This is a genomic window from Azospirillum sp. TSH64 (genome assembly GCF_003116035.1).
Lineage (GTDB): Bacteria > Pseudomonadota > Alphaproteobacteria > Azospirillales > Azospirillaceae > Azospirillum.
This window is the reverse complement of record NZ_LGQW01000015.1, coordinates 5,340,404-5,358,659: the sequence shown is the minus strand read 5'-3', so window position 1 is coordinate 5,358,659 and position 18,256 is coordinate 5,340,404. Positions and strand designations below refer to the sequence as shown.

Genomic DNA, 18,256 nt, shown 5'->3' with positions numbered 1-18,256 from the left:
GACAAACAATCCCGAGGGAGGACAATAGGATGACCACCGAACTTCAGCACCTGATCGGCGGCAAGCTGGTTTCCGGCACGTCCGGCCGGTTCGCCGACGTCTACTCCCCGATGACCGGCGAGGTGCGCGCCCGCGTGCCGCTGGCGAGCGTCGAGGAGATGCGCGCCGCGGTCGAGAACGCCAAGCAGGCGCAGCGCGGCTGGGCCGCCACCAACCCGCAGCGCCGCGCCCGCGTGCTGATGCGCTTCCTCGACCTCGTCCAGCGCGATTACGACGAGCTGGCGCTGCTGCTGTCGCTGGAGCATGGCAAGACCATCGTCGACGCCAAGGGCGACATCCAGCGCGGGCTTGAGGTGGTGGAGTTCGCCTGTGGCATCCCGCATCTGCTGAAGGGTGAGTTCACCGACGGCGCCGGCCCCGGCATCGACATCTATTCGATGCGCCAGCCGCTGGGCGTCGTCGCCGGCATCACGCCGTTCAACTTCCCCGCCATGATCCCGATGTGGAAGTTCGCCCCGGCCATCGCCTGCGGCAACGCCTTCATCCTGAAGCCGTCGGAGCGCACGCCGGGCGTGCCGGTCAAGCTGGCCGAGCTGATGCTGGAGGCCGGCCTGCCGGCGGGCATCCTCAACGTCGTCCATGGCGACAAGGTGGCGGTGGACGCCATCCTCGACGACCGTGACATCAAGGCGGTGGGCTTCGTCGGCTCCACCCCGATCGCCGAATACATCTACAACCGCGGCTGTGCGGCGGGTAAGCGCGTGCAGTGCTTCGGCGGCGCCAAGAACCACGCGCTGGTGATGCCGGACGCCGACCTCGACCAGGCGACCGACGCACTGATCGGCGCCGGCTTCGGCGCGGCGGGCGAGCGCTGCATGGCGATCTCCGTCGTCGTGCCGGTCGGCAAGAAGACCGCCGACGCCCTGATGGACCGCCTGATCCCGCGGGTGGAAAGCCTGAAGGTCGGCCCGTCGACCGACAGCAGCGCCGATTTCGGCCCGCTGGTGACGGCCGAGCATCTGGAGCGGGTGAAGTCCTACGTCGATCTCGGCGTCAAGGAAGGCGCCAAGCTGGCGGTCGATGGCCGCGAGTTCAAGATGCAGGGCTACGAGAACGGCTTCTACATGGGCGGCTGCCTGTTCGACGAGGTGAAGCCGGACATGCGCATCTACAAGGAGGAGATCTTCGGCCCGGTCCTCTCCGTCGTCCGCGCCGACTCCTACGAGGAAGCGCTGGCCCTGCCGAACGACCATGAGTACGGCAACGGCGTGGCGATCTTCACCCGCGACGGCGACGCCGCCCGCGACTTCGCATCCCGCGTCGATGTCGGCATGGTCGGCATCAACGTTCCGATCCCGGTTCCGCTCGCCTACTACACCTTCGGCGGCTGGAAGCGCTCGGGCTTCGGCGACCTGAACCAGCACGGCCCCGACGCGGTGCGCTTCTACACCAAGACCAAGACCGTCACCTCCCGCTGGCCCTCGGGCGTCAAGGAAGGCGCCAGCTTCGTCATTCCGACCATGGAGTGATGGGTTAAGCACATTATCCCCTCTCCCCCCCGGGGAGAGGGTTAGGGTGAGGGGGAAGCACCGCAGGATTTCCACAAAGGTCCCGCAACGCATCCCCCTCACCCCGACCCTCTCCCCGGGGGGGAGAGGGGGATTTGGAGGGAGGTGACGCATGTCCTTTGAACTGACCGAAGACCAGGTCGCCATCCGCGACATGGCGTTGTCCTTCGCCCGCGACGAGCTGGCGCCCAACGCCGTCGAGTGGGACCAGAAGAAGCATTTCCCCATCGACACCCTGCGCGCCGCCGGCGAACTCGGCATGGGCGGCATCTATGTGTCCGAAGAGCATGGCGGCTCGGCGCTGAGCCGCTTCGACGCCGTGGTGATCTTCGAGGCGCTGAGCCAGGGCTGCCCGACCATCGCCTCCTACATCTCCATCCACAACATGGTGGCGGGGATGGTGGACAATTTCGGCAGCGACGAGCAGAAGGCCCATTGGCTGCCGAAGCTCTCCCGCATGGACTGGCTCGCCAGCTATTGCCTGACCGAGGCCAACGCCGGTTCCGACGCCGCGGCGCTGCGGACGAAGGCCGTGCGCGACGGCGACAGTTACGTCCTCAACGGCGCCAAGCAGTTCATTTCCGGCGCCGGCAGCTCCGACCTCTACCTCGTCATGGCCCGCACCGGCGAGGACGGCCCCGGCGGCATCAGCGCCTTCCTGGTGCCTGCGGACACCCCCGGCCTCTCCTTCGGCGCCAACGAGCACAAGATGGGCTGGAACGCCCAGCCGACCCGCGCCGTCATCCTGGAGGACGCCCGCATCCCCGCCTCTGCCCTGCTGGGGCAGGAGGGGATGGGCTTCAAGTTCGCCATGAAGGGGCTGGACGGCGGCCGCATCAACATCGCCGCCTGCTCCATCGGCGGTGCGCAGGCGGCACTGGACAAGGCGCTGACCTACATGAGCGAGCGCAAGGCCTTCGGCCAGACGCTCGACCGCTTCCAGGCGCTCCAGTTCCGCATCGCCGACATGGCGACGGAGCTTGAGGCCGCCCGCACCTTCGTCCACCGCGCCGCCTCGGCGCTGGATGCGAAGAGCCAGGACGCCACACGCCTGTGTGCGATGGCGAAGCGCTTCGCCACCGACACCGGCTTCGAGGTGGCGAACAACGCGCTCCAGCTGTTCGGCGGCTACGGCTATCTGGCGGACTATGGCGTGGAGAAGATCGTGCGCGACCTGCGGGTCCACCAGATCCTGGAAGGCACCAACGAGATCATGCGCCTGATCGTCTCGCGCAGCGAGATCGGGCGGATGGCGTAAGAGCGAACCACAAAAACCAAACCCAAAAAACCAAAGCAACGGGAGACGCGACGATGGCGGTGATCGGTTTCATCGGATTGGGCAACATGGGCGGCCCGATGGCCGCGAACCTCGTGAAGGCGGGGCATCAGGTGGTGGGCTACGACCTCGTGCCCGCCGCCATCGAAGCGGCCAAGGCGGCCGGCGTCACCATCGGCGCCTCCCCTGCCGCCATCGCCGCGGCGGCCGAGGTGGTCATCACCATGCTGCCGGGCGGCAAACATGTGCTGGGCGTCTATGGCGACATCGCACCGGTGGCGCGCCCCGGCACCCTGCTGATCGACTGCTCCACCATCGACGTGGAGTCCGCCCGCAAGGCGCATGCGCTGGCCGCCGGCACGGGCGCCGCCTCGCTCGACGCGCCGGTGTCGGGCGGCGTCGGCGGTGCCGCCGCCGGCACCCTGACCTTCATGGCCGGCGGCGAGACGGACGCCTTCGAGCGCGCCCGCCCGCTCCTGGAGGCCATGGGCAAGAAGATCGTCCATTGCGGCGGTGCCGGGGCCGGCCAGGCGGCGAAGATCTGCAACAACATGATCCTCGGCATCTCGATGATCGGCGTCTGCGAGGCCTTCGTGCTGGCGGAGAAGCTCGGCCTGTCGCATCAGGCGCTGTTCGACGTGTCGTCGACCTCGTCGGGCCAGTGCTGGTCGCTGACCAGCTATTGCCCGGTGCCCGGCCCGGTCCCCGCCAGCCCGGCCAACCGCGACTACCAGCCCGGTTTCGCGGCGGCGCTGATGCTGAAGGACCTGAAGCTGGCCCAGGAAGCGGCACAGGGCGCCGGTGCTCCCACCCCGCTGGGGGCCGCGGCGGCGCAGCTCTACGCGCTGATGAACGCGCAAGGAGAAGGCGGCGCCGACTTCTCCGGCATCATCCGCATGCTGCGCGGCGAGGGGTAAATCAGGCTGCGGTAAATCAGACTGTGGCCGGCGGGGGCAGGAACAGCGCCTGCTCCCGCCGCACCAGATCGGCGATGTAGTCGGCGGTCATCGAAATCCGCGCCAGCGAGCGCAGATCCTCGTGAACGATCAGCCAGAAGGACCGGGTGATCGTCACCTCTTCCGGCAGCACCGGCACCAGATCCGGTTCGCCGGCGGCGATGAAGGCCGGCAGCATGCACAGGCCGGCCCCGGCCAGCGTCGCCTTCAGCTGGGCGACGAGGCTGCTGCTCTTGATGCGCGGCGCCACCTCCCCCATCGTCTCGACATAGTCCAGTTCCGGGGCGAAGATCAGGTCGTCGATATAGCCGACGAAGGAATGGCCGCGCAGGTCGCCGCGGCTGCGGATTTCCTGCCGTGACCCCAGATAGGCGGCGGTGCCGTACAGCCCCAGCCGGTAATCGGTCAGCTTCCGTGCGAACAGCCGCCCTTCCTGCGGGCACGACAGGCTGATGGCGATGTCGGCCTCGCGCTTCGACAGGCTGAAGACACGCGGCATGGCGACCAGCTGCACCTCCAGCTCCGGATGGCGTTCGCACAAGGCGCCGATCCGCGGCGCCAGGAAACAGCTGCCGAAGCCGTCCGGCGCCCCGATCCTGACCGCACCGGCCAGAGCCAGATCGCCGTCCGCCACCATGCCCTGGGCCAGCAGGGCGGCACTCTCCATCACCTCCGCCGTCTGTTTCAGCCGCTCGCCCTGCGGCGTCAGGGTAAAGCCGCTGGGCCGGCGCTCGAACAGGGTGACGCGCAGCGCCTCCTCCAGCGCGGTGATGCGGCGGCTGACCGTGGTGTGGTCGGCGCGCAGCCGCTGGGCTGCCGTGGTCAGCGTGCCGGCCCGGGCCACCGCCAGGAAAAAGCGCAGGTCGTTCCAGTTGAAATCGGCCATGTCCGCCGGCGCGCCGTCCGTTCTTGCAGGGTGGATGAGGGGCCGGACTCTCCCATCAAGCCGCCCGCCTGACAAGAGTGCCAACCCGCCCCTGCGACACCATCACCCGCCGGGCCGCACTCCCCTTCCCCCCAAACGTTGGTGGATGGCCGAAAGAGCCTGATCCGAAGGGGTACCGCATCTTCCGGGGCAGCGCCCCCATTTCGCGCGGACGAACCGGCGCTCCATTGCGTTTATCTGTTGAGCGACGGCGATGCGACCAGCAAGAGGATACGGAATGCCGGGCGAAGGCCGGACGGCGGGGGTCAGCGGATCGGTGATGGTGGCGGCACTTGCGGCCCTGCTCGTCATGCCTGCCGCAGGCCCGGCCACGGCGGAACCGCTGCTGTCGGCACCGGAGGCCCAGGAGGCATACCAGCAGTCCGCCGCTCCCCTGCCCGCCCCCGCACCGTCGAAGCCGCAGACCGGCGCCTTCGACTGCTGGCGGCTCGATCCGGGCCGCCTGGAACAGGCGTCCGACCGCGGGCTGTGCGGCGACGCCTTTGCCCGCGCCCCCGAAACCGCAGCGCTGCCGGAAGCCCCTCCCCCGCCGCTGCTCACGCCCGCGCGCAAGCCGAAGGCACCGGAGCGCCGCATCCGCAGCAGCGGCCGCAGCGTCGGCGGCCCGGAAAGCCACAGCCTGGCCAGTTCACGCGCCCGGACGTCGCGCGGCGGCGACGGCGATTTCTTCAGCAATTTCCAGCGGGATTTCCGGTCGCTGACCAACCTGCTGGGCGGCGGCAGCCCGCCGTCGCGCCGCGGCGACGACAGTCCCGCCTCCCACACCTCGCACAACCACTGACAGGCGGTAAAGCCGGGACAGCCAGCTTTACCGCTCCTGGTCCTCGGCGTCTGCCCCGATATCCTCCGCCTCGACATCGATGGTGACGCCGGTGCGGCCCGACCGGCCATGATCGTCATGCTCCGGGTCGATGCCATGATCGCGGCGCAGCTCGTCGCGGATTTCCGCCATGCGGACGCGCAGCCGGGCATAGTCGGCCAGCAGCTGCCGGCGCCGGTCGTTCGGCGTCACGTCCTTCGGCGGGCGCAGCGAGCGCTTGAAGTCGATCAGCTGGCGGCGGGTCACATCGGGACGGATCAGCCCCTGCGCCTTGGCGCGCTCCAGCTCGTCCGGCGTCATGGTCACGATCTGGTAGGCGACGCTTTCCGCCCCCGGCAGCACGTCCAGCGACAGCCGGCCGGTGTCCACCGCCTCCGCCACCGCGCGGAAGCGGAAGGCGGTCTCGACCGAGAACGGCATGTCGCTTTCGATCATCGCCTCGAAGTCGCCATGCGGCAGGATTTCCTTGGCGCGGTTCAGATACCGGCCGATCGACAGGAACTCCTTGCGGCTGCGGTTCCAGTGATAGCGGATTTCCTGGGCGAATTCCTGCCGGGTGTGGCAGGGCACGATGGCGTCGCTGATATCCGACGCCCGGCGGTCCGCCTTCGACGGCGCCACGGCGGCCCCTGACCGCACAGGCGTAGACGCTACCTCCGGCTTGGCATCCGGCGGGGGAGCGGCCTTGCCCTGCTCCGCCACCTTCTTCATGAAGGACTTCACATTGGCCATAATCAGATCCCCCGGGTTCAGATCCCCAGCTCGTGCCGGATGAAGTACCAGGCGCCAAGGCATTCGTCGGCGCCGTTGACAGCACCCACATCGACGATGGAGCAGCCGACATCGTCGACCCGGTGCATGTCCTCGATGTCCGGCACCTCGTGCGGCACCAGCCGGCCGACCCGGCCCAGCTCCAGCTTCGCTTCGCGCAGGCTGACCGACCGGCGCTTGACCCGGTTCAGCAGGAAGGCGGCGGGGCGGCCATAGTCGCGCAGGAACTCCATCCAGGGGATGACGCTCATCTTGTCGAAGCGGCCGACCCCGGTCGGCACCAGCACCAGATCGGCGCGGCGCAGCAGGATCTTGGTCGCCTCCGGATACAGCTCCACCGACGGCGGCGTGTCGACGAAGACGACGTCGTAGCGGCCGGGATCGATTTGGGCCAGCGCCGCCTCGATGTCGTCCAGCGTTCCTTCGTAATGGTCGATGGACGCCACATCGTGCGGACGGCGCAGCTCGTGCCACTGGCCCAGCGTGCGCTGCGGGTCGAAATCCAGCGTCGCCACCCGCATGCCGTCCTTGGCCGCGGCGACGGCGGTGTTCTTGCAGCTGGTGGTCTTGCCGGTCCCGCCCTTCGGCGCACTGTACACCACCCAGCGCGCAGGCAGCGGCACAGCCTTGTTTACCGTGCCGTCGGCGCCCTGGGCTGCCGGCCTGCCGGTTGATTTACCTGTGGATTTGCCCGCGGATTTCCTTGTGGCGACGGCGGTCGGATCGGCCATCTGTTCCCCCTGCATCGCGTGCCAGTCGTCTGATGGCCTTCTTCTTAGCGGATCGCCCCGCTCCCCGAAAGGGCAAAGGCGGCACCTGCGCCATGGAAATAGGCGGTTTCTGTACCGCCAAAGCCGTTACCGGTAACGCCTCGCCGCCATTTCCGTTACCGGTAACGCTTGCCCCTGCCCCGGCCCGACCGCCTCTGTTGCCGCCACGAAACAATCTGTCACCACTTTCGGGATTTCCGTACCGGCGCGCGGTCGCTAAAATGTTTCGCATTCCAGGGTTTTGAACAGCGTATTGCCTTCCCGCAAGAGTCGGCGGCGGCAATGGGGGTTGGGTCGGTGATGCGGGGATCGGGGCGGACGACGGTTGGCGAGCGGGCGGTTGACAAGACGGCGTTCCGACGGGACGGCCTGCGGCGCCGGGCGGCCTTGCGCCACAGCACGGCGCTGGCCGGGGCGGCGCGCCTGGCGATCCTGACCGCATTCCTCGCCCTGCCCCTCCCCGCACTTGCCAACCCCGAAGGCGGCGTGGTCACCGACGGCGCCGCCACCATCCACACGACCGCCCCCGGCCGGCTCGACATCATCCAGTCGACGCCCAAGGCGGTGATCGACTGGCAGCGCTTCGGCATCCGCGACGGCGAGCACACCAATTTCCAGCAACCCGATGCCGCCGCCATCACGCTGAACCGCGTCACCGGCTCCGACCCGTCGGCGATCATGGGGCGGCTGACCGCGAATGGGCAGGTCTGGCTGGTCAACCCCAACGGCATCCTGTTCGGCCCGAACGCCCGGGTCGATGTCGGCGGGCTGGTCGCCACCACACACGACATCCGCAACGCCGACTTCATGGCCGGCCGTTACAATTTCGAAGGCCGCGCCGGCTCCACCGCGACGGTGGAGAACGAGGGCACGATCACGGTGGCCCAGGCCGGGCTGGCGGCCCTGGTCGCCCCCGGCGTCGCCAACCGCGGCACCATCCAGGCCCGCATGGGCGAGGTGACGCTGGCGTCGGGCCGCCGCTTCGTCGTCGACCTCTTCGGCGACCAGAAGATCAACATCGCGGTGGACGCCCAATCCGATACGAAGACCGACGCCCGCCCCGTCGGCGCCGACGGCAAGCCGGTCGAGGCGCTGGTCAGCAACAGCGGCAAAATCTTCGCCGACGGCGGCCGGGTGCAGATGACGGCGAGCGCCGCCAAGGGGCTGGTCGACCGCGTCGTCAACATGTCGGGCACCGTCCAGGCCCGCCGGGTGGAGCAGCAGGGCGGCGACATCGTCCTGCTCGGCGACGGCGGCGAGGTCGAGGTCTCCGGCAGCATCGACGCCAGCGGCAGCGGCGCCGGTCAGAAGGGCGGCTCCGTCACCGTGTCGGGCAACCGCACGGCGCTGACCGCCACCGCCCGCATCACCGCCTCCGGTCCCGCCGGGGGCGGGGAGGTGCTGATCGGCGGCGACGTGCAGGGCGGCAGGGCATCGGCCGCCACGCTGGCCGGCTACACCATCCGCCCGGCGCGCAAGCCGGTGCCGCCCTCCGCCGAGACCGTCGTGGCGCAGGGGGCAAGCATCGCCGCCGACGCGACCGACAGCGGCAAGGGCGGCAAGGTGGTGGTGTGGGCCGACGGCAGCACCCGCTTCGACGGCGCCGTGTCCGCCCGCGGCGGGGCGGCCGGCGGCAGCGGCGGCTTCGTCGAGACGTCGGGCAAGCTGTCGCTGCATGTGCGCGGCAGCGTCGATGCCGGGTCCGGAACAGGGCAGGGGACAGGCGTCGGCGGCTTCTGGCTGCTCGACCCGACCGACCTCACAGTGGCGGCGACCGGCGGCACCATCACCGCCGATGCCATCCAGACCGCGCTGAACGGCGGCACCAGCGTCACGCTGCAAACCGAATCGACGGGGACCGATGCGGGCGACATCACCATTGATCAGGCGATCACGAAGTCGGCCGGCGGGGATGCGTCGCTGACGCTGAAGGCCCACCGCAACATCGTCGTCAACCAGAGCATCGTGTCCAGTGCCGGCGCCCTCACCCTCACCCTGAACGCCGCGACCGGCACCGGCAACGGCATCGTGCGGACGGCGGCCACCTCCGGCACGTCGCCCATCGCCATCACCACCAACGGCGGCAATTTCATCGTCGGCGGCGGCTCCAACCCGGCGATGAAGCCCGCCACCGGCATATCCGGCGGCTATTCGCCCAGCTCCGACCGGGCCGGCGTGGAGTTCCACGACACCATCGTCTCGACCGGCGCCGGCTCCATCCTGATCAACGGTCACGGCGGCGAGAACAACGGTGACGGCAACCACGGCATCGCGCTGTATGACAGCCAGCTGACCACCGGGACCGGCTCGATCACGCTGAACGGGGAGGGCGGCAATGGCATCTATTACGGCGACAATGTCGGCGTGCTGCTGTCGTCCTCGGCACTCCAGACCGGGGGCGGCGCCGTTTCCATCACCGGCACCGAGGGGCATGGCGAGAGTTCCCAAGGCAACGATGCGATCCGCGTCACCGACGACTCCTCCATCACGGTGCAGGGCAACGGGGCCATCGACATCAGGGCGGGCGCCAACTCCAGCCGCGACATCCAGCTGAGCGGCGCCGTCATCCGCAACGGCAATGCCCCGATCACGCTGGAGTCGGGCGGCAGCCTGTTCCTGGATGACGACAGCAGCCTGACCTCCGACGGTGCCGTGACGCTCAGGGCGGCATCCGGCATCTCCCTGATGGACAGCCACATCGTCGCCGCCGACCGGCCGGTCACGCTGAACAGCAACCGCAGCGGCAACGGCGGCGCCATCAGCCTGGGCAGCAGCAGCATCGCGACCGCAGGCGGCGACATCGTCCTGGGCGGCGGCAGCGATCCGGCGAGCATGGCGGCCAGCGCCGATTATGGCGACTGGGCCGGCGTGTCGATCGCCAACAGCTCGCTCTACACCGGCCACGGCTCCATCTCGATCCGCGGCGAGGGCGAGGGGTACAGCAGCGGCACCCACGGCGTGCTGATCAACGGCAGTTCGACCATCGGCGCCGCCACCGGCCGGATCGCCATCCACGGCAAGGCGACCTCCCGGTCCGACAGCCGGAACGCCGGGGTGCTGATCGAAAGCAACGACCAGGGCGGGCCGACCGTCACGGCCGGTTCCACCGCCGCCAACGCCATCCTGATCGACGGCGATGCCAGCGAAGCGGACTCCATCGAGTCCTGGGGTGTCATGCTCCAGGGCAGGGTGGGGCTGCTGTCGTCGGGCGGCGTCTCCATCGCCGGCAAGGGCGGCGCCTCGTCCGCCGATTTCGAGGTCGCCGGCATCGGGCTGGACGCCGAGAACAACGGCAACATCCAGATCGTGGCCGCCGCCGGAGAGGTGTCGCTGCAAGGCAGCGCCGGGACCGCCGGCCCCCATGGGACCGCCTCCGCCCTGTACAGAAACGGCGCCGTGACGATCAGCAGCACGCCGGCTCCGCCGCCGCCGCCGCCCCCACCACCTCCTCCTCCGCCTCCGCCGCCGCCGCCTCCCCCTCCGCCCCCGCCGGTAACGCCGCCGGTGACGGACCCGACGCCGACAACGCCGACGACGCCCGCCACTCCGGGCACCGACAGCGGAAGCGGTGGCGGAACCGATACGCCGTCCACCAGCACGCCGACCACCACCACCCCGTCGACGGGGACCGGGACGGACACGTCCGGGACCGGAACCACGGGCACGGGAACGACAGGCACCGGAACGACGGACACCGCGTCCCCGGAAACCGGAACGACCACCACGACGGGCGGCAGCCAGTCCGCCGCGTCCGCCTCCAGCTCCGTGCAGGCGGCGCTGCAAACGGTGGCCCAGATCGCCACGACCCCGGCAACGACCACCACCGTCACCACCACTGCCACGACCGGCACCGGCGCGACCGCCGGAACCACGGCCACCGGAACCAGGGCGGGCGCGACCACGCCGCAGACCCTGCTGGCGACGCTGGAGCAGGGCACGGCCAACCAAGGCACGGCCACCCAGACCGCGGCCACCCAGACCACAGCAGGGCAGGGCACCCAGTCGGCCGGCGGCAGTTCCGCCTCCAACAGCGCCCCGTCCAACGGCGCCCCGCCTTCGCCGCCTCCGCCGGGCCCGGCGACGGTCGTGCTCGCCTCCGGCCGCTCGGTCTCCTTCACGGCGGACGCGACGGCGGCCTACTCCTCCGGCGCCACCCTGTCGCAGCCGGGGCCGCAGCTTCTGGCCTCCCCGCAGGTGCAGGCGGCGGCCGGCAGCCTCATCCAGGCGGCCGGCAACGGCGGCATGGTCCAGGCGGTGACGGCGCTGGCGAGCGGCGGCCTGTCGCTGGCCGAACAGCGCGCGGTGCTGGCCAGCGTGCCGGTGGCCACCCTGATCGGCGGGCTGACCGCCAGCAGCGACCCGGTGGCGTCGCGCGTCGGCGGCATCCTGCAGAACAGCGCGACGGGCCAGCCCGGCGGCTACGCCCAGGTGCGCGCCGCGGCGGCGCAGGCCAGCCTGCCGCCCCAGGTCGCCCGCACCTACCTCGCCATGGTGCAGCGGGTCGAGCGCGAACAGCGCACCCAGGCCTTCTCCGGCGCGCTGCGCCAGCTGGTGGCGAACCCGGCGGCGGCGGACATGCTCGGCCGCCCGTCCGCCGCCTCGGCCCTGCCCAGCCTGCGGCAGGCGCAGGGCGGCCGCACCCGCGGCGGCACCATGACGCTGCGCGGCGTCGTCGCCGACAGCGCCAATCTGGCGGAGGCGCGGGTGAACGGCCGCTGGGTCTTCATCGACGAGCAGGGCCAGTTCCGCACCAGCATCCCGGTGGAGCCGGGGGCGAAGGAAGCCACCCTGACCATGACCGACGAGGCCGGCAAGACGACGGAGCAGCGCATCGCCATCGACAGCGCGACCTCCGCTCCCGACCCGGCCGCCCCGCCGAAGCCGCGCAAGATCGCCCTGATGATCGCCGTCGACAGCTACCGCGACGGCGCCATCCCGGCGCTTGCCACGCCCGACGCCGACATCAAGGCGGTGGGCAAGGCGCTGAACGACCAGCTCGGCTACGAGACGCGGGTGCTGCGCAACCCGACCAAGGCGCAGATCGGCGACGCCCTGCGCAAGCTCGGCCGCGAGGTCGGCGAGCAGGACCAGGTGATGGTCTATTACGCCGGCCACGGCTATGAGCTGGCGGAGACCGGCACCGGCTACTGGCTGCCGGCCGACGCGGAGACGACCAGCGCCCGCAACTGGGTGTCGAACAACGACATCGGCCGCTTCCTCAGCCGCATGCCGGCCAAGCATGTGATGGTGGTGTCGGACAGCTGCTATTCCGGCGCCTTCACCAAGGAGCAGAAGGTCGATGCCAGCCGCCTCGCCAGCGAGACGGAGATGCGGCAGCGCCGCTCGGTCATGGCCCTGTCGTCGGGCGGCGACGAGCCGGTTGCCGACGGCGAGGTGAACTCCCCCTTCGCGGTGGCGCTGAAGAAGCGGGTGCTCGGCCTGCCGAAGGACAGCAGCGGCTACGCCCTCTATCAGGAGGTCCGCCAGGATGTGACCAGCGAGGCGCCGCAGACCCCGCAATACGGCGTGATCCGCACCGCCGGCTACGACGAGGGCGGCGACTTCCTGCTGGACCTGCCCGACCGCCCGATGAACTGAGGGGGAAAGGCTCCCGCAGCGGCCACCCCCATTTTCCCCTGGCGCATAGTTTCAAAAGAAACTATATCAGCGGCAAATGGTCGCGCCCGGCGCCTGCCGCCGGCGCTCCTCGCAGAAGGGAGCAGCCCGCATGACGTCCTCCGCATTCACCTACCGGTCCGGCTTCGGCAACGAATTCGCGACCGAGGCGTTGCCCGGCGCCTTGCCCGTCGGCCGCAACTCGCCGCAGCGCCCGCCCTACGGCCTCTATGCCGAACAGATCAGCGGCACCGCCTTCACCGCCCCCCGCGCCCACAACCGGCGCTCCTGGCTCTACCGCATCCGCCCGGCGGTGGTGCACGAACCCTTCCGCCCGCTGGAGTCCGGCCGCCTGACCAGCCGCTTCGACGAGGTGCCGGCCCCGCCGACCCAGCTGCGCTGGAACCCGCCGCCGATGCCGGACGCACCGACCGACTTCATCGCCGGCCTCGCCACCATGGGCGGCAATGGCGGGCCGCAGGCGCAGACCGGCTGCGGCATCCATCTCTACACCGCCAACCGGTCGATGGAGGGCCGCTTCTTCTACGATGCCGACGGCGAGCTGCTGATCGTGCCGCAGCAGGGCCGCCTGCGCCTGTTCACCGAGCTTGGCGTGCTGGAGGTCGAGCCGCAGGAGATCGCGCTCATCCCCCGCGGCATCCGCTTCCGTGTCGAGCTGCCGGACGGCGAAGGCCGCGGCTATGTCTGCGAGAATTTCGGCGCGCCCTTCCGCCTGCCGGACCTCGGCCCCATCGGCTCCAACGGCCTTGCCAACCCGCGCGACTTCCTGACGCCCGACGCCTGGTACGAGGATGTCGACGGCGACTTCGAGCTGGTGGCGAAGTTCGACGGCGCTCTGTGGACTGCCCGCATCGACCATTCGCCGCTGGACGTGGTGGCGTGGCACGGCAACCACGCGCCCTGCAAATACGACCTGCGCCGCTTCAACACCATCGGCTCGATCGGCTTCGACCATCCCGACCCGTCGATCTTCCTGGTGCTGCACTCGCCCAGCGACACCCCCGGCGTCGACAGCATCGACTTCGTCATCTTCCCGCCGCGCTGGCTGGTGCAGGAGGACACCTTCCGTCCGCCCTGGTTCCACCGCAACGTCGCCAGCGAGTTCATGGGGCTGATCCATGGCGTCTACGATGCGAAGGAGGAGGGCTTCCTGCCCGGCGGCGCCAGTTTGCACAACTGCATGAGCGGCCACGGCCCCGATGCCGAAACCTTCGCCAAAGCGACGGCCGCCGACACCAGCCGTCCGCAGCGGGTCGCCGACACCATGGCCTTCATGGTGGAGACCCGTGCGGTGATCCGTCCCACGCGCCACGCCCTGGAAACCGCGGAGTTGCAGCACGATTATTATCGCTGCTGGCAGGGGCTGGCGAAGCGCTTCGACCCCAACCGTCCCTGAAGGAAGCGTCCCTGACGCTGGGCAGGGCAGGGCAGGGCGACAGGACGGCCGCCGGCTCCCGACCACGCGACAATTTGTCTCGACGGCGCGCGCGCGGACTTCCACACTGCACCCGTGCCATTCGGGCGCTTGGCAAGGGGAGAAGGGCCGATGGCGGCCGGTGTTGGGAATGGTGATGGTGGCAATGGCGGGGAAAGCCGGTCTCTGCTCGACCGGATGATCGACCGCATGACGGTGCAGCGCAACGCGCTGGCCTGGGCGGAGCATGAGGTCGCCGGCCGCGACGGGCTGGTGCTGGAGGTGGGGCTGGGCAAGGGCCGCACCTTCGACCATCTGCGCCACCTGTTCCCGCCGCGCGACATCCTGGTCTTCGACATGTGGGTCCGCGTGCCGCCGGAGCTGACGCCCGACGAGGACCGCCTGTTCGTCGGCGATTTCAAGGAGACCATGCCGGCGGCGGCGGAGCGGTTCGGCCGCTGCGCCCGGCTGGCCCATGCCGATTTCGGAAGCACCGACCGCAACCATGACGCCGCGCAGGCGGCGTGGCTGGCGCCGCTGATCGATGCGCTGGTGCTGCCCGGCGGCGTCGTGCTGTCCGACCGGCCGCTCGACCGTCCCAACTGGACCCGGCTCGACCTGCCGCCCGACGAACGCTGGACCTACCATGCCTGGAGGGTGGAAAGCTGAGCGGAGCAGGGGGGATCGAAGCAGGGTGGATTGAAAAAGGGCGCATGGCAAAAGCGCCGTTGGAAAACGGACCGGGCCACGCCAATTTATTTCCCCTCATCCTCCGCTGCATGACAGGGGCGGCCGGCGACGGCTGCGACGCTGAAGGCCGCGACGCTGAAGGCCATTGATGAACCGCAACATTTTTCAGTTCATTTGGAAGCACAGCGGGCGGCAGCAGATCCTGCTCGCCCTGTTGACGGTCGCCTCCTTCCCGGTGCTCTACGCCTCGCTGGAACTGCCGAAGATCATCATCAACCGGGCCTTGTCGGACCCGCAGCCGGAACGCGAGATCCTCGGCGTCGCCATGGGGCCGGTGACCTACCTCCTGGTTCTCTGCTTCACCTTCCTGGCGCTGGTGCTCGCCAACGGCGCCTTCAAGATGCGGATCAACACCTTCAAGGGCGTGGTCGGCGAACGGCAGGTGCGGCGCCTGCGCTTCATCCTGCTCGACCGCATGCTGCGCTTCCCGCTGCCGCATTTCTCCAAGGTCAGCCAGGGGGAGCTGATCTCCACCGTCGCGTCGGAGACCGAGCCGCTGGCCGGCTTCATCGGCGACTCCTTCGCCCAGCCGCTCTACCAGGGCGGCACGATGCTCACCATCCTGCTGTTCCTGTTCATCCAGCAGCCGACCATCGGGCTGGTGTCGGTCGCCCTCATCCCGGTGCAGGCCTATATCATCCCGAAGCTTCAGCTGAAGGTGAAGCTGCTGGGCAAGGAGCGGGTGCGCAAGGTCCGCCAGCTGTCCGAACGCATCGGCGAAAGCGTCGAGAACATCCGCGAGGTCCGCGTCAACGGCACCGTCCGCTACGTGCTGGCCGAATTCTCGCAATATCTCGGCAGCATCTACTGGATCAGGCTTGAGATCTACAAGCGGAAGTATTTCGTCAAGTTCCTGAACAACTTCATCAACCAAATCACGCCCTTCTTCCTGTTCTCCATCGGCGGCTATCTGGTCCTGCAAGGCAACATGACCATCGGCGCCCTGGTGGCGGCGCTCTCGGCCTTCAAGGACTTGACGGCGCCCTGGAAGGAGCTGCTCGACTATTACCAGAACATGATCGACGCCCAGATCAAGTACGAGCAGATCGCCGAGCAGTTCTCTCCCCCCTTCCTGTTCGACTGGGCCACGCCGACCCCCGCCACCCCGACCGACCTGAAGGCCCCGCTGCGGCTGGAGGCGGTGACCTGGGCCAACGAATACGGCGACCGCATGCTGCAGCGCCTGTCGCTGGAGGTGCCGCCGGGCGCGCTCATCGGCATCGCCGGCACCAACGCGCTGGCGCTGCGCCGTCTGGCCGAGGTGCTGGTGCGGCTGTCGCCGCCGACCTCCGGCCGGATCACCATCGGCGACCGCGCGCTGGACGAGCTGCCGCTGGATCTGCTGGGCCGCCGCATGGCCTATGCCAGCCCGGAACCGCGCATGTTCACCGGCAGCATGATGCAGAACATCACCTACGGCCTGCGCCACCGCCCGCCGGCCGACGACCCGGACAGCATGACCCCGGCCCGCCGCCGCGAGATCGTCGAGGCCCAGGCGTCGGGCAACTCCACCGACAGCATGGACGGGATCTGGACCGACTTCGGCATGATCGGCGCCACCGACTGGACCAGCCTGCGCCCCTGGTTCATGCAATGCCTGGCCGCCACCGGCGGCGAGAGTGCCGTCTACCAGCGCGGCCTGCGCGAGGTGTTCGACCCCGACGACTACCCCTTCGTCGCCCAGCCGCTGCTGCGCGCCCGCCACTGGCTGCGCGACGCCATCGCCGAACGCGGGATGGACGCACTGCTGGCCCGCTTCGAGCGCGACCGCTTCAACCCCTATGCCAGCATCGCCGAGAACATGCTGGCCGGCCTGCCGGACGGCAAGCGGCTGACCGTCGCCCGCATGGTCTGCAACCCCACCGTCCGCGGCCTGATGGAGGAGCACGGGCTGTGGGACTCCGCCGTGCGCATCGGCCGGCGCTTCGCCTTGCGGGTGGTCGGCGTCTATCGCGACAGCGACGACGGCGACGTCATGATCATGCGCTACCCGCACATCGACGACGCCCTGTTCGAGGAGCTGGTGGAGGCGGTCACCCGTCTGAAGCGCCGGTCCGAACGGCCGCAGCGCCGCCATCAGGAGGCCGACACGCTGCTGTTCGCCACCATGTTCCTGATGATCGTGCCCAAGCGCGACGGCATGGACTTCATCCCGCAGGCGGAGCGCGAGGCGATCATGGCGATCCGCGCCCGCGTGCTCGACGACATGCCGCACGAGCTGCGCGACAAGGTCGCCATCTTCCACCCCGACCTCTACCACCCGCGCCTGAACGTGATGGACAACCTCCTGTTCGGCCGCATCACCACCGAGGATCCGCGCGCCATCACCAAGCTCCGCGCCCTGGTGGACGAGGCGCTGGAGCGCACCGACGCACGGGCCTTCGTGCTGATCCTGGTGGCGCTGGGCGAGGTCGGCATCGGCGGCTCGCTGCTGCCGATCAGCGTGCGCCAGCGGGTCCAGCTGATCCGCGGCCTGATGAAGAAGCCCGACATCTTCGTCATCTACCAGGCGCTGAACAGCTACGATCCCGAGGAACGGCTGCGCATCTTCCAGGCGATGAAGGAGCTGCTGCCGACCATGACGCTGATCGTGCTGGAGGAGCGGATTTCCGACAATCCCGCCTTCGACGCGCTCTACGACCTGGAGGACGGCCGGCTGGTCCGGCGCGGCCACATCGGCGCCGACCAGGACGAGGACACCGTGCCGGGAGAGGGGGAGGGGACCGACGAGCCGGCCCTGCGCCTGCTGTCGCGCTCGCCCGTCTTCTCCGACCTGCCGGAAACGGTGCTGCGCCGGCTGCTGGCGGCGTCGGAATGGCGCACGGTCGCGGCCGGCGACTTCATCTATCGCAGCGGCGAACAGTCGGAATTCGCCTTCGTCCTGGCGGAAGGGGAGGCGGAGCTGGTGCGGCTGATGCCGGACAACCAGCCGCCGCTGCACATCGCCTACATCAAGCCGCCCGAAGTGATCGGCGAGCTGGAGCTTCTGGCCGGCGTGCGCCGCTTCTCCACCATCCGCGCCCGCACCGACCTGCGGCTGCTGCGGCTGGACGGGCCGACCATGCTGCGCCTGCTGTCGTCGGTGCCGGACCTGCCGATGCGGGTGATCCAGCAGATCGGCAAGCGCCTGACCAGCGAAGCCCCCGCCGTCCCGCCTCCGGTCCCGGCCCCGGAGGCGGCCCCGGAGGCGGCCCCTGCGGATAGCCGATCCGAAACGGAAGTATGATGAAATGGACGCAGTAGGGCAGGCGCACCAAGCATTTCCTCTCCCCCCCGGGGAGAGGGTTAGGGTGAGGGGGATGCATGGCGTGGCTATCCCGAGAATCCTCGCTGTGCGCCCCCCTCACC

At 69.6% G+C, this 18,256-nt stretch carries 11 protein-coding genes; 8 read left to right on the top strand and 3 right to left on the bottom strand.

What is annotated here, in order from left to right; genetic code table 11:
* Nucleotides 1-29 precede the first annotated feature (29 nt).
* From TSH64_RS25605 to mmsB, 3 genes are all read left to right on the top strand, one after another.
* Complete coding sequence (locus TSH64_RS25605; protein ID WP_109449355.1) at nt 30-1,529, top strand: CoA-acylating methylmalonate-semialdehyde dehydrogenase; 1,500 nt, start codon at nt 30-32, stop codon at nt 1,527-1,529.
* Nucleotides 1,530-1,680: 151 nt separating this feature from the next.
* Nucleotides 1,681-2,826 carry an acyl-CoA dehydrogenase family protein gene (locus TSH64_RS25600; protein WP_109449353.1) on the top strand — a complete coding sequence of 382 codons (1,146 nt, stop codon included), beginning with the start codon at nt 1,681-1,683 and terminating at the stop codon, nt 2,824-2,826.
* A gap of 53 nt (nt 2,827-2,879) precedes the next feature.
* Nucleotides 2,880-3,761, top strand: coding sequence for a 3-hydroxyisobutyrate dehydrogenase (gene mmsB, locus TSH64_RS25595; protein ID WP_109449351.1), 882 nt, complete (start codon nt 2,880-2,882; stop codon nt 3,759-3,761).
* Between the two features lie 16 nt (nt 3,762-3,777).
* On the opposite strand, the gene TSH64_RS25590 is transcribed toward mmsB, so the two are convergent.
* The gene (locus TSH64_RS25590) at nt 3,778-4,686 is read right to left on the bottom strand and encodes a LysR family transcriptional regulator (RefSeq protein WP_109449348.1); all 909 of its coding nucleotides are present in this window, start codon (nt 4,684-4,686) and stop codon (nt 3,778-3,780) included.
* A gap of 277 nt (nt 4,687-4,963) precedes the next feature.
* Here TSH64_RS25590 and TSH64_RS25585 point away from each other — a divergent pair, with 277 nt between their 5' ends.
* Nucleotides 4,964-5,527, top strand: coding sequence for a hypothetical protein (locus TSH64_RS25585; RefSeq protein WP_109449346.1), 564 nt, complete (start codon nt 4,964-4,966; stop codon nt 5,525-5,527).
* A gap of 27 nt (nt 5,528-5,554) precedes the next feature.
* Here the strand turns inward: TSH64_RS25585 and TSH64_RS25580 are convergent, their stop codons facing one another.
* Complete coding sequence (locus tag TSH64_RS25580; protein WP_109449344.1) at nt 5,555-6,298, bottom strand: DUF3102 domain-containing protein; 744 nt, start codon at nt 6,296-6,298, stop codon at nt 5,555-5,557.
* A gap of 17 nt (nt 6,299-6,315) precedes the next feature.
* The gene (locus TSH64_RS25575) at nt 6,316-7,068 is read right to left on the bottom strand and encodes a ParA family protein (RefSeq protein ID WP_247873149.1); all 753 of its coding nucleotides are present in this window, start codon (nt 7,066-7,068) and stop codon (nt 6,316-6,318) included.
* Nucleotides 7,069-7,407: 339 nt separating this feature from the next.
* On the opposite strand from TSH64_RS25575, the gene TSH64_RS25570 reads away from it, so the two are divergent.
* From TSH64_RS25570 to TSH64_RS25555, 4 genes are all read left to right on the top strand, one after another.
* Nucleotides 7,408-12,705, top strand: coding sequence for a filamentous hemagglutinin N-terminal domain-containing protein (locus TSH64_RS25570; RefSeq protein WP_146208138.1), 5,298 nt, complete (start codon nt 7,408-7,410; stop codon nt 12,703-12,705).
* Nucleotides 12,706-12,835: 130 nt separating this feature from the next.
* Complete coding sequence (gene hmgA, locus TSH64_RS25565) at nt 12,836-14,140, top strand: homogentisate 1,2-dioxygenase (protein ID WP_109449340.1); 1,305 nt, start codon at nt 12,836-12,838, stop codon at nt 14,138-14,140.
* A 150-nt stretch (nt 14,141-14,290) separates the two neighbouring features.
* Nucleotides 14,291-14,827 carry a class I SAM-dependent methyltransferase gene (locus TSH64_RS25560; protein WP_109449338.1) on the top strand — a complete coding sequence of 179 codons (537 nt, stop codon included), beginning with the start codon at nt 14,291-14,293 and terminating at the stop codon, nt 14,825-14,827.
* A 169-nt stretch (nt 14,828-14,996) separates the two neighbouring features.
* Nucleotides 14,997-18,134 (top strand): ABC transporter transmembrane domain-containing protein, encoded by a 3,138-nt coding sequence (locus TSH64_RS25555; protein ID WP_247873148.1) that lies wholly within the window; start codon nt 14,997-14,999, stop codon nt 18,132-18,134.
* Nucleotides 18,135-18,256 lie beyond the last annotated feature (122 nt).

Excerpts from the sequence above, each read along its gene's own strand:
- TSH64_RS25605 (WP_109449355.1), top strand. The coding sequence starts at position 30 with ATGACCACCGAACTTCAGCACCTGATCGGCGGCAAGCTGGTTTCCGGC.
- TSH64_RS25600 (WP_109449353.1), top strand. The coding sequence starts at position 1,681 with ATGTCCTTTGAACTGACCGAAGACCAGGTCGCCATCCGCGACATGGCG.
- mmsB (WP_109449351.1), top strand. The coding sequence starts at position 2,880 with ATGGCGGTGATCGGTTTCATCGGATTGGGCAACATGGGCGGCCCGATG.
- TSH64_RS25590 (WP_109449348.1), bottom strand. The coding sequence starts at position 4,686 with ATGGCCGATTTCAACTGGAACGACCTGCGCTTTTTCCTGGCGGTGGCC.
- TSH64_RS25585 (WP_109449346.1), top strand. The coding sequence starts at position 4,964 with ATGCCGGGCGAAGGCCGGACGGCGGGGGTCAGCGGATCGGTGATGGTG.
- TSH64_RS25580 (WP_109449344.1), bottom strand. The coding sequence starts at position 6,298 with ATGGCCAATGTGAAGTCCTTCATGAAGAAGGTGGCGGAGCAGGGCAAG.
- TSH64_RS25575 (WP_247873149.1), bottom strand. The coding sequence starts at position 7,068 with ATGGCCGATCCGACCGCCGTCGCCACAAGGAAATCCGCGGGCAAATCC.
- TSH64_RS25570 (WP_146208138.1), top strand. The coding sequence starts at position 7,408 with ATGCGGGGATCGGGGCGGACGACGGTTGGCGAGCGGGCGGTTGACAAG.
- hmgA (WP_109449340.1), top strand. The coding sequence starts at position 12,836 with ATGACGTCCTCCGCATTCACCTACCGGTCCGGCTTCGGCAACGAATTC.
- TSH64_RS25560 (WP_109449338.1), top strand. The coding sequence starts at position 14,291 with ATGGCGGCCGGTGTTGGGAATGGTGATGGTGGCAATGGCGGGGAAAGC.
- TSH64_RS25555 (WP_247873148.1), top strand. The coding sequence starts at position 14,997 with ATGAACCGCAACATTTTTCAGTTCATTTGGAAGCACAGCGGGCGGCAG.